Consider the following 11,395-nt stretch of genomic DNA (forward strand, 5'->3'; position numbering starts at 1 on the left):
GGAATTGTCATTCACGGCATCCTTCAGCAAAGCGGAGGCCATACGTCGATGGGACAGCAATATGACAATGAGGCGGTAATATGGTAGCAGAGCGCAGTATCAGTTTAGATGGAAAAACCTGCACAGCAGTCATATCAGACGAACCCGAGGCCCTTTTGGCGGCGAAGGCTGCCGGGAGGGCCGTTGTCGGCGTTGAACGTGAGGGGGCGGATATCTGGGACATAAAGGGGATTCCCTATGTGATTCCGGACATTAAGGATGCCACGGACGAGCTGCTGGAGCTGGTAATACGCCGCCATCTGGGGCTTCCGTGGAATATATGCAGGACGTCCAGGCTTCTCATACGGGAACTGACCGCGGATGACGCCGGTTATATTCCGGAGGAGGAGTACGGGCCCCAGGAGGCCATATTCCGTTCAAGGGAGACGCTGGAACTGTATCGCAGGTACCAGTACGGCTTTTATGAGTATGGCACATGGGCCCTGGTACGCAGGAAAGACCAGGTTCTGGTGGGGCTGGCGGGAGTGTCCAATCCCAGACTCGCAGGGGAGATGGAGGATTGTCTGGACTCCCTGGGACAGTCCGTTCCCTGGCTGGAATTGGGGTACCATATTTTCCTGCCTTACCGGCAGATGGGATACTGCGCGGAAGCTGTGTCGGCCATTGCCGGTTACAGCCATGAGGTGCTTCAGGTGCGGCTCTGCGCCCTGATCCGCAGAGAAAACCAGGCCTCCCGCAGGGTGGCGGAAGGCCTGGGAATGACGTGTCTTATGGAAACAGATATTCAATCATTTGAAGGGCAGCTTCTTTATGGGGAGAGCCCTGTATGATGGCCAGGTAAGGGGGATCCATGACGATGCCCGTCTTTTCTCCGAAGGCAGTGTCCTCCAGGGACAGGGCAACAGGAGTAGGGTTTCCCTCCCCGTCCTTTGCCTGGTAGATATGGTCCTTCACCCGCGCATAGAGCTCAGGAGAAAGCAATTCCTCCAGGTTCTGATATGCGGATATGGTCTCGTAGTGGTCTATGGCGGACTGGTCCCCGATGACCACATCCAGGCTTTCGCTGGCTGCCAGGGCGGATATTTTGGCCAGGGTGGCATATCCGTACTGGGAGGTGGATTCCTCATTAAAATCCACCATCAGGCCCTCGTTTATTTCAATCAGGTCCTTTTTGCCGCATCCCAGGTATTTCCGCAGATCTGATTCCAGCTGAGCGCTGGAGCCGGCGCCTCCGGAGCGATCGTTGATAATGGCCACGGACAGGCGGGTGGTAAAGGTCTGGCGGTATATCATGGTGCCTATGGTGCTTAGGACCCCGATGGCCAGAATTACGCCCAGGAGGTGGAACTTATAATATTCCCACACATACCAGGTCCGGTCCCTCCAGGTCATGTTTTTCAGTTTCTGCCGTTCGTTTTCTGCTTCTTCTCTGATGGACATAGCTTATGCATTCCTTCCGTTTCTCTCTGCTGTATTTGCACGGACAGGCCGTTTCATGTAAGTATACCACATCCGGCCCTGAGGAGAATATAAAAATTTCATGAAATCAGAGCAGCCCTTTGCATTTTCCGTTTAATATGATAGAATATCACCAGGTGTATTTACAGAGAGAAGAGGAATACTTATGTTGCAAGGTATATTTAATTACGATAATCCGGTGTGGCGGTTCATAGGAAAGCTGGGAGACTTAATCATACTGAACATTTTGTGGATTGTCTGTTCCATCCCTGTGTTTACAGCCGGCGCCTCCGCCACTGCCGTCTACTATGTGACCTTAAAGCTGGTGCGGGATGAGGATGATTCCACCATACGGTCCTTTTTCCGGTCTTTTAAGAGCAACTTCAAACAGGCAACAGCCATCTGGCTTATCCTGCTGGCGGCGGGAATCGTGCTGGGCTTTGATTTCTGGTTCTTTGTGTCGGGACAGATGCCTTTAAACGGCGCGGCTAAGACAGCCATGACCGCGGTCTCCGGCGGATTGCTTCTGATTTACCTGTTTATTATTACGTATGTGTTCCCGCTTCAGGCCAGGTTTTATAATCCGGTTAAGCGGACCCTGTTCAATGCATTTTTTATGTCCGTGCGCCATTTGTTCCAGACAATCGGGATACTGGCCACTGATTTGGGAATCGTGGCAGCCGCATACTTTGGATTGTTTTATTTCCCGCAGTTTGCCATGCTTTTATTCCTGTTTGGGATGCCTCTCATTGCCTTTGTGAACTCATATTTCTTTACTGCTATTTTCGGAAAATATATGCCCAAAGAAGAAGAACAGAATCACACGGATGCCACCCCTCTGCTGGGTGAAGAGGATGAGGAGATGAAGGAAGCAATTCGGAATCTGAAGGGGAAATAATCTGATTATTACTATTAGTAAAACCGGCCGGAAAATTTCTGCCGGTTTTCTGTATTTTTCTGCAATTTCCACTTGCAAATAAAGTGAAAGTATTGTATACAATATAATGTATTATAAAAACAGAAATATGAACAATGTACATAGAGGGGAGTCCGCGTATGATAAAACACTTACGCTTAAAAGCATATGGAAAGATTAACCTGGCTCTGGATGTGCTGGGCCGGAGGGAGGACGGCTATCATGAGGTGCGGATGATCATGCAGACCGTGGGGCTTCACGACCGGATTGACCTGTACGCCACCCAGGAGCCGGGCATCAGGATAGAGACCAACCTGTTTTATCTGCCGGATAATGAGCAGAACCTTGCCCATAAAGCGGCCGGGCTGCTGATGGAGGAGTTCGGCATACGCCAGGGCCTGTCCATCCATCTGCGCAAGTTCATCCCCGTGTCAGCAGGCATGGCGGGAGGAAGTACGGACGCTGCCTCCGTTCTCTTTGGAGTCAATAAAATGTTCGGCCTGGGCCTGTCCACCGGGGAGCTGATGGAGCGAGGCGTGACCCTGGGAGCGGACATCCCCTACTGCCTTATGCGGGGAACCGCCCTGTCTGAGGGAATTGGCGAGAAGCTGTCGCCCCTGCCTCCCATGCCCCAGTGCCAGGTGCTCATAGCCAAGCCGGGTATCAGCGTGTCCACCAAGGTGGTGTACGAGAGTCTGGACGCTATGAAGCTTATGCCTTCGGACCATCCCGACATAGACGGTATGATAGACGCCATCCGCAGCCAGAATCTGCGGGAGGTGGCAGGCCGGTTCGGGAATGTATTGGAGCTGGTGACCGGAGAGAAATATCCGGCCATTTCAAGGATTGAACAGGTCATGCGTGACTATGGGGCTCTGGGGGCAATGATGAGCGGAAGCGGTCCCACGGTATTCGGGCTTTTTGCCAATCCGAGGGCGGCGCAGGCAGCCTACGAGGACCTGCGTTTCGGCAAGGCGTCGGAGCTGGCAAAACAGGTGTATCTGACCAATTTCTTTAATGTGAAAAGAAATGGGCAGGACAGAGTATAATGCAGGAAAAGGGGGCATTTTAAAATGGAAAATAATTTTAAGGTTAATATGAACGAGTATCTTCCGCTCCGGGATGTGGTGTTCAACACCCTGCGTCAGGCCATACTGAAGGGAGAGCTGGCTCCGGGGGAAAGGCTGATGGAAATTCAGCTGGCAGAAAAATTAGGCGTCAGCAGAACCCCGATCAGGGAAGCTATCCGCAAGCTGGAGCTGGAGGGCCTGGTGCTTATGATTCCCAGAAAGGGCGCTGAGGTGGCCAAGATATCTGAGAAGAGCCTGCGGGATGTTCTGGAGGTGCGCCGATCCCTGGAAGAACTGGCCATTGAGCTGGCCTGCCAGCGGATGTCGGAGGACGACATGGCTGAACTGGAACGGGTGCAGGGCAACTTTAAAAATGCCATTGACCGGGGAGAGGCCATGAGCATTGCCCAGTCGGATGAGCAGTATCATGACGTCATCTACCAGGGGACACGCAACGATAAGCTGGTGCAGATGTTAGGCAACCTGCGTGAGCAGATGTACCGCTACCGCCTGGAATATATAAAGGACGAGGACAAAAGGCAGGTGCTTCTGGTGGAGCACGAGCACATTCTGAACGCCCTTAAGAACCGCAACATAGCCGAGGCAAAAAAGGCGGCCAGGGAACATATAGACAACCAGGAGATTACGGTTTCACGCAACATAAAGGAGCAGGAACAGGAGCCGGCCGCACCGGTGCGGGGGAGGAAATAATGGGGGAAGGAACCTTTAAGGAACGGTATCTGTCAGGGGAGATTCCCTTTGAGGAGATCGACCGGTATGTAAGCCGCTGGAATAACAGCGACGATCCCCGCACTCTGGCCCGGTATCTGGGACTGAATGCGGAGGAAGAGGATGTATGGATTGACGTGAGCGACGAGGCGCTTCAGGACATGCTGGACAGCCGGAAGAAATAGAAGCTCAGCCCTTTTTTTGAAATAAATCCATGAGCCGGAACCGTACGTGAACCTCCGGCTTTTGCTGCGGCTGTTTTGTCCTGCCCAGGGGGGATAACAGAGCGTCATAGTCATCTTCCGCCAAAAGAGATGACAGGGTTTTTCTGGAGGAATCCGGCACCACTGCGTGGATGGCATCGGTGTAGCAGAGGGAGGGATAGAGCACGCACCACCAGTTGCGGCCTTTTCCGCTTCCGATGGTGATGCGGACCGCGTCATAGGTTCCGCAGGGAAATACCATGTCCCCGTAAGACTTGGTGGGAAAGTAATCCCTTGTTAATTCCAGTTTTACGGGATAGGACGCCCCCTGGTCTGCCAGCCAGTCCTGGGCCATGGCCTCGATGCTGGTTTTGTTGCCCTCTATCCACTGTTCAAGCTGTTCTTTGTCCGTGTCCTCGGGTACCTGGCTACGGATGTAGTCCAGGACCAGTCCCTTTACACCCAGCTTCAGATTCTGGTCTCTGGCGCTGTCGCTTTCCGCCAGGACGTGAAAACGGAGGATTTCAGGGGCAATGCGGGATGCCAGGGCCTCCTCGCCGGTGGTGCGGGATGCCATAAGAATGAGAAATGCAGTAAAAAAACAAAGTGCGGATATGCACAGGCTTATTTTGTATTTCATATGATTTAAGACCTCCTTGGCCGTTAATGCAGTTTTAATTTCTGTTTGTAATTATTGCCACATATGTTATACTATAAACGTAGAACAATCACTAAAATAAGTGAGTTTAAGGAGACTAGCATGGGTAAACTTCAGGCTGCAGTCATATTTGGCGGCCAGTCATCAGAACATATTGTGTCCTGTATGTCGGCTGTCAATGTCATTGAGCATATAGACAGGACGCGATACGATGTATTACTTGTAGGAATTACAGAAGACGGACACTGGATTAAGGCAAATTCGCCGGAAGATGTAAAAAACGGTACCTGGAGGGACGGAACTGTATCAGCCCTCCTGCTGCCGGACGCGACGAAGAAGTGCATCCTCCTCATGGACGGAAATTCGGTCCGCGAGGTCAGGGTGGATGTGGTGTTCCCGGTCCTTCACGGGCTCTACGGGGAGGACGGTACCATCCAAGGGCTTTTGGAACTGGCTAAGATACCTTATGTGGGCTGCGGGGTCCTTTCCTCCGCGGTGTCTATGGATAAACTGTACACCAAGATTATCGTGGATGACCTGGGAGTGCGCCAGGCAGCATACGAGGCAGTGTACAGGGAACAGCTTGCGCATATGGAATCGGTGGTGGAACGGGTGGAGAAGCATTTTTCCTATCCCGTATTTATTAAACCGTCCAATGCAGGCTCCTCCAGGGGCGTGACAAAGGCGGATGACCGCCAGGCCCTGGAAGCAGGACTTTTAGAGGCGGCCCGGCATGACCGTAAGATATTGGTAGAGGAAACCATCACGGGCAGAGAGATTGAGTGCGCCGTATTCGGAGGCGGACTTAAGGAGGTAGTAGCATCCGGCGTAGGAGAGATACTGGCCGCCGCAGAGTTCTACGACTTTGAGGCCAAGTATTACAACGAAGAATCCAGGACAGTGACGGATCCGGAACTGCCGGCAGGAGCGGCAGAGAGGGTGCGCCAGTCCGCTGTGGACATATTCCGTGCAGTGGACGGCTATGGACTGGCCAGAGTGGATTTCTTTGTAAAGGATGACGGAGAAGTGGTATTTAATGAGATTAATACCATGCCCGGTTTTACCGCCATCAGTATGTACCCCATGCTGTGGGAAGCCAGAGGGATTACAAAGGACCAGCTGGTGGATATGCTGATGACCCATGGGATGGAACGATACACATAAGGGAAAGAGGAAGGAATATGACAAAAGACGTGCTGATTACAATCAGTGGCATCCAGATGATAGACGAAGAGGACTCCGATGTGGAGATGATAGTAAGGGGAGATTATTATCAGAAGAATGGAAAGCATTACATCCTCTACGAAGAGATGATGGAAGGCTTTACAGGTAAAGTCAAGAACGTAATCAAAATATCCCCTTCCGGAATGGACATAATTAAAAAGGGAATCGCCAACACCCACATGCAGTTTGAGAAGAACAAGAAGAATCTTTCATGCTACACCACTCCCCTGGGCGATATGGTGGTAGGCATACAGGCCAGCCGGATTAAAATAAATGAAGAACCGGACAGTCTTTTGGTGAATGTGGATTATTCCCTGGATATCAATTATGAACATCTGTCTGATTGCAGCATCCGCCTGGATGTCCAGTCCTGTCCGCAGTGACAGAGAGCAGTAAAAGAAACTGTAGAAGGATATTGTAAAAGAGTATAAAAAAGAAGCGGCGTGACTGCCGCTTCTTTTTATTTCTTATCTTTCTTATCCTTTTTAAATCTTGCGAAGAATCCCTTCTTCTTTGGCGGAGTCGGAATCGCGCCGCCTCTCACGCTTTTGATCTCAGTTATGTAGATACCGCTGATGACAACCTTGGCCTCGGTTTTCACCGGAAGGGAGTCAAATACGCGTCCGTCTGCAATGAGGGTCATGACCTTGGGGCCAATCTTGGCTTTGACCACAGGGACCTTTGCCCAGCGCATATATTTGGGCGTCTGGTCAGTCACTGCTTTGGGAAGCCCGGCCTGGGTAATCTTCATCTTTTTCTTGTCAATGACAAGGATGGATGCGGTCTGGGCGGCTGCATCTAACAACTGCTGCTGTTCCACCTGGCGCTTCTGGAGCTTATTTCCCAGAAAGTAGAGAACAACCAGGGCAACAAGAGCAATGACCAGAATGACAATCAGTACATTTAAAATAGTCTGAGCCATGGGGTTTACCTCCAACCTATGTAATTATAGTACCATTCCCCCCGTTAAACAATCTACAACCCCAGGGGACATTCTATAATAGTATATCATTTCAGGCGGTAAATTGCAAGTAAAAATCCTTGACACCTTGACAGGTCTGTGTTATTATGGAGTGTGCACTATTGTGGCGACGTGGGCTTTTTGCGCCCTCATGTACGGTTTTACGTGGTATGGCGCCCAATTACAGAGAACGACAGTGATATTTTGCTGCATCTGGCGTCCGGTTCGGCGTCAGATTGAGATGGAAATATTGCGAACCAAATTAGAAAACAGGGGTGAAACGTCAATGGAGAAAAGCAGAATACGTCCGGTACCGGCCGGGAAAAGCGTAAGAATGAGCTATTCAAGACAGAAAGAAGTTCTTGAAATGCCTAACTTGATTGAGATTCAAAAAGACTCCTACCAGTGGTTCTTAAAAGAAGGACTGAAGGAGGCATTTGATGATATCTCTCCCATAGCGGACTTTGCAGGCCATTTGAGTCTGGAATTCGTTGACTTTACATTGTGTAAGGATGATATAAAGTATACCATCGAAGAGTGTAAAGAACGGGACGCAACTTACGCTGCACCACTTAAGGTAAAGGTAAGACTGTACAATAAAGATAAAGATGAAATGAATGAACACGAGATTTTCATGGGCGACCTGCCCCTGATGACAGATACCGGTTCCTTTGTGATTAACGGTGCTGAGCGTGTTATTGTCAGCCAGCTGGTACGTTCCCCTGGTATCTACTACGGTATTGGCCATGATAAAGTGGGTAAGGAACTGTATACCTGTACTGTCATCCCCAACCGTGGCGCATGGCTGGAGTACGAGACAGACTCCAATGACGTATTCTATGTACGTGTAGACAGGACCCGTAAGGTACCTGTAACTGTATTGATTCGCGCCCTGGGATTCGGAACCAATGCGGAAATCCTGGAACTCTTCGGCGAGGAGCCAAAGCTCTTGGCCAGCTTCGGAAAGGACACCTCCGATAATTATCAGGATGGCCTTCTGGAATTATATAAGAAGATTCGTCCCGGCGAGCCGTTATCTGTTGACAGTGCAGAAAGTCTCCTTAACAGCATGTTCTTTGACCCCAGAAGATATGACCTTGCAAAAGTCGGCAGATATAAATTTAATAAGAAACTGTCCTTTAAGTACCGTCTTAACGGACAGGTACTGGCAGAGGACGTGGTGGACACCGCCACAGGCGAGATTCTGGCAGAGGCAGGCACCAAGCTTGACAAGGAATCTGCCATGAAGATTCAGAACGCGGCTGTTCCCTTTGTATGGGTGGACGGTCCCGACAGGAAGCAGAAGGTTCTCTCCAACATGATGGTGGAGCTTTCAGCCCATGTGCCCTTTGCCCCGGAGGAAGTGGGCGTTACGGAGTTAGTATATTACCCGGCCCTGGCTTCTATTCTGGAAGAAGCTGGCACCGACGGGGAGGCTCTTAAGGAGGCTGTCCGCAGGAACATCCACGACCTGATTCCAAAGCACATTACAAAGGAAGATATCCTTGCTTCCATTAACTATAATATGCATCTGGAGGAGCAGGTGGGCAACGCAGATGACATCGATCATCTGGGCAACCGCCGTATCCGCGCCGTAGGCGAACTTCTTCAGAACCAGTACCGCATCGGTCTGTCACGTATGGAGCGTGTGGTAAGGGAGCGTATGACCACCCAGGATATGGATGGCATTACGCCCCAGTCCTTAATCAACATCAAGCCCGTGACTGCGGCTGTGAAGGAGTTCTTCGGAAGCTCCCAGCTGTCCCAGTTCATGGACCAGAATAACCCGCTGGCAGAGCTGACCCATAAGCGCCGTCTCTCCGCCCTGGGCCCTGGCGGTCTGTCCAGGGACCGTGCCGGATTCGAGGTGCGGGATGTACACTACACCCATTACGGACGTATGTGCCCCATCGAGACGCCTGAAGGTCCTAACATCGGTCTGATCAACTCCCTGGCAACCTATGCGAGGGTAAACCAGTATGGTTTTATCGAGGCTCCCTACCGCGTGGTGGATAAGACCACGGACCCGGCGAACCCAAGGGTAACGGATGAAGTGGTGTACCTGACCGCTGACGAGGAAGATAACTTCGTTGTGGCACAGGCAAACGAGGCCCTGGATGAGGAAGGCCATTTCATACACAACAACGTATCCGGACGTTTCCGTACAGAGACATCCGAGTTCCAGAAAAAGACCATTGACCTGATGGACGTATCCCCTAAGATGGTATTCTCCGTTGCTACGGCCATGATTCCTTTCCTGGAGAACGACGATGCCAACCGCGCCCTGATGGGTTCCAACATGCAGCGTCAGGCAGTGCCCCTTCTGACCACAGAAGCCCCTGCCGTGGGTACGGGTATCGAGGCAAAGGCGGCTGTTGACTCTGGCGTGTGTGTGGTAGCTAAGAACGCAGGTGTGGTAGAGCGCTCTGCTTCTAATGAAATCATCATCCGCAGGGACAGTGACGGCAACCGCGATGTGTACCACCTGACCAAATTTAAGAGAAGCAACCAGAGCAACTGTTACAACCAGAAGCCAATCGTATATAAGAATGACCATGTGGAAGCCGGCGAGGTAATTGCGGACGGCCCGTCCACCTCCAACGGTGAGATTGCCCTTGGAAAGAACCCGCTTATCGGATTCATGACATGGGAGGGCTACAACTACGAGGATGCGGTCCTGTTATCCGAGCGCCTGGTTCAGGAAGATGTCTATACCTCCGTCCACATTGAGGAGTATGAGGCGGAAGCCCGCGATACCAAGCTGGGACCGGAAGAGATTACCCGCGATGTGCCGGGCGTGGGCGAGGATGCCCTGAAAGACCTGGATGAGCGCGGTATTATCCGTATCGGCGCGGAGGTCCGCGCGGGAGATATTCTGGTGGGCAAGGTTACGCCTAAGGGCGAGACCGAGCTGACCGCGGAGGAGCGTCTGCTGCGCGCCATCTTCGGCGAGAAGGCCAGGGAAGTCCGCGACACCTCCCTTAAAGTGCCTCACGGCGCATACGGCATCATCGTGGATGCCAAGGTATTTACCAGGGAGAACGGAGACGAGCTGTCGCCGGGCGTGAACCAGACAGTCCGCATCTACATTGCCCAGAAGCGTAAGATTTCAGTGGGCGATAAGATGGCAGGACGTCACGGCAACAAGGGTGTTGTTTCCCGCGTGCTTCCTGTTGAAGATATGCCTTTCCTGCCAAACGGACGTCCTCTTGACATCGTGCTTAACCCTCTGGGCGTGCCTTCCCGTATGAACATCGGACAGGTGTTGGAGATTCACTTAAGCCTTGCGGCCAAGGCCCTGGGCTTCAACGTATCCACCCCGATTTTCGACGGCGCAAACGAGAACGACATCATGGATACCCTGGAAGTGGCCAACGATTATGTGAACACGTCCTGGGATGAATTTAAAGCTAAATATGAAGACCTGCTGAAGCCTTCTGTCATCGACTACCTGGGCGCTCACTTAGAGCACAGGGAGCTTTGGAAGGGTGTGCCCATCAGCCGTGACGGCAAGGTCCGCCTGAGAGACGGACGTACCGGCGAATATTTCGACGGCGCTGTTACCATCGGACACATGCACTACCTGAAGCTGCACCATCTGGTTGACGATAAGATCCATGCGCGTTCAACCGGCCCTTACTCTCTGGTTACACAGCAGCCTCTGGGCGGTAAGGCCCAGTTCGGCGGACAGCGTTTCGGAGAGATGGAGGTTTGGGCACTGGAGGCATATGGCGCTTCCTATACTCTGCAGGAAATCATGACCGTTAAGTCCGACGACGTTGTGGGCCGTGTAAAGACCTACGAAGCCATCATCAAGGGAGAGAATATCCCTGAGCCGGGCGTACCGGAGTCCTTTAAGGTGCTCCTTAAGGAGATGCAGTCCCTTGGCCTGGATGTACAGGTACTGAGGGATGACGGCACCGAGGTCGAGATGAATGAGAATATCGATTACGGTGATACAGAGCTGCGCGCCATGTTAGAGGGGGAGCGCCGCTTCGAGGAGAAGGAATCCTATGCGCAGTTTGGCTATCAGGAGCAGGAATTCAAGGATAGCGAGCTGGTAGCTGTGGAAGAGGAAGAAGATGTAAGCGCCGATGATTACACCGAAGAGGCCGATGACGAGGATGATTTATTCCTGGATGAAGCTGCTGACGGTGAAGACGAAGAATAGAAGGG

11 protein-coding genes are annotated in these 11,395 nt (G+C 51.9%); 8 read left to right on the forward strand and 3 right to left on the reverse strand.

The features are described from left to right. Nucleotides 1-80: 80 nt before the first annotated feature. Nucleotides 81-830, forward strand: a complete 750-nt coding sequence (locus tag LA360_RS21645) for a GNAT family N-acetyltransferase (RefSeq protein WP_022201393.1) — start codon at nt 81-83, stop codon at nt 828-830. Here LA360_RS21645 and LA360_RS21650 read toward each other — a convergent pair. Beyond that, a complete protein-coding gene (locus tag LA360_RS21650) occupies nt 769-1,440 on the reverse strand; it encodes a hypothetical protein (protein ID WP_022201394.1) in 672 nt (223 codons plus the stop codon). The two genes, LA360_RS21645 and LA360_RS21650, sit on opposite strands and share 62 nt — an antisense overlap. A 184-nt stretch (nt 1,441-1,624) precedes the next feature. Between LA360_RS21650 and LA360_RS21655 the strand changes: the two genes are divergently transcribed. The 4 genes from LA360_RS21655 (at nt 1,625) to LA360_RS21670 (ending at nt 4,358) form a co-directional block, all read left to right on the forward strand. After that, nucleotides 1,625-2,356, forward strand: a complete 732-nt coding sequence (locus LA360_RS21655; RefSeq protein ID WP_022201395.1) for a YesL family protein — start codon at nt 1,625-1,627, stop codon at nt 2,354-2,356. Nucleotides 2,357-2,514: 158 nt separating this feature from the next. Beyond that, nucleotides 2,515-3,423: a 4-(cytidine 5'-diphospho)-2-C-methyl-D-erythritol kinase gene (ispE, locus tag LA360_RS21660; protein WP_022201396.1), complete on the forward strand. Its 909-nt coding sequence runs from the start codon at nt 2,515-2,517 to the stop codon at nt 3,421-3,423. A gap of 24 nt (nt 3,424-3,447) precedes the next feature. Continuing rightward, nucleotides 3,448-4,155, forward strand: a complete 708-nt coding sequence (locus tag LA360_RS21665) for a GntR family transcriptional regulator (protein WP_002585838.1) — start codon at nt 3,448-3,450, stop codon at nt 4,153-4,155. Beyond that, nucleotides 4,155-4,358 carry a hypothetical protein gene (locus LA360_RS21670; protein WP_022201397.1) on the forward strand — a complete coding sequence of 68 codons (204 nt, stop codon included), beginning with the start codon at nt 4,155-4,157 and terminating at the stop codon, nt 4,356-4,358. Before LA360_RS21665 ends, LA360_RS21670 begins: the two co-directional genes overlap by 1 nt. A gap of 4 nt (nt 4,359-4,362) precedes the next feature. Here the strand turns inward: LA360_RS21670 and spoIIR are convergent, their stop codons facing one another. Then, nucleotides 4,363-5,016: a stage II sporulation protein R gene (spoIIR, locus tag LA360_RS21675; RefSeq protein ID WP_022201398.1), complete on the reverse strand. Its 654-nt coding sequence runs from the start codon at nt 5,014-5,016 to the stop codon at nt 4,363-4,365. 120 nt (nt 5,017-5,136) lie between these two features. On the opposite strand from spoIIR, the gene LA360_RS21680 reads away from it, so the two are divergent. Further along, entirely contained in the window at nt 5,137-6,198 is a 1,062-nt protein-coding gene (locus tag LA360_RS21680) for a D-alanine--D-alanine ligase family protein (protein WP_022201399.1), read from the forward strand. 17 nt (nt 6,199-6,215) lie between these two features. After that, complete coding sequence (locus LA360_RS21685; RefSeq protein ID WP_002585842.1) at nt 6,216-6,641, forward strand: YwiB family protein; 426 nt, start codon at nt 6,216-6,218, stop codon at nt 6,639-6,641. A gap of 77 nt (nt 6,642-6,718) precedes the next feature. On the opposite strand, the gene LA360_RS21690 is transcribed toward LA360_RS21685, so the two are convergent. Then, entirely contained in the window at nt 6,719-7,180 is a 462-nt protein-coding gene (locus LA360_RS21690; RefSeq protein ID WP_022201400.1) for a hypothetical protein, read from the reverse strand. Nucleotides 7,181-7,505: 325 nt separating this feature from the next. Between LA360_RS21690 and rpoB the strand changes: the two genes are divergently transcribed. Then, on the forward strand, nt 7,506-11,390 hold the full coding sequence (gene rpoB, locus LA360_RS21695; protein ID WP_057571929.1) for a DNA-directed RNA polymerase subunit beta: 3,885 nt from the start codon (nt 7,506-7,508) through the stop codon (nt 11,388-11,390). Nucleotides 11,391-11,395: the final 5 nt, after the last annotated feature.

This window comes from Enterocloster clostridioformis, assembly GCF_020297485.1.
Classification (GTDB): domain Bacteria; phylum Bacillota; class Clostridia; order Lachnospirales; family Lachnospiraceae; genus Enterocloster; species Enterocloster clostridioformis.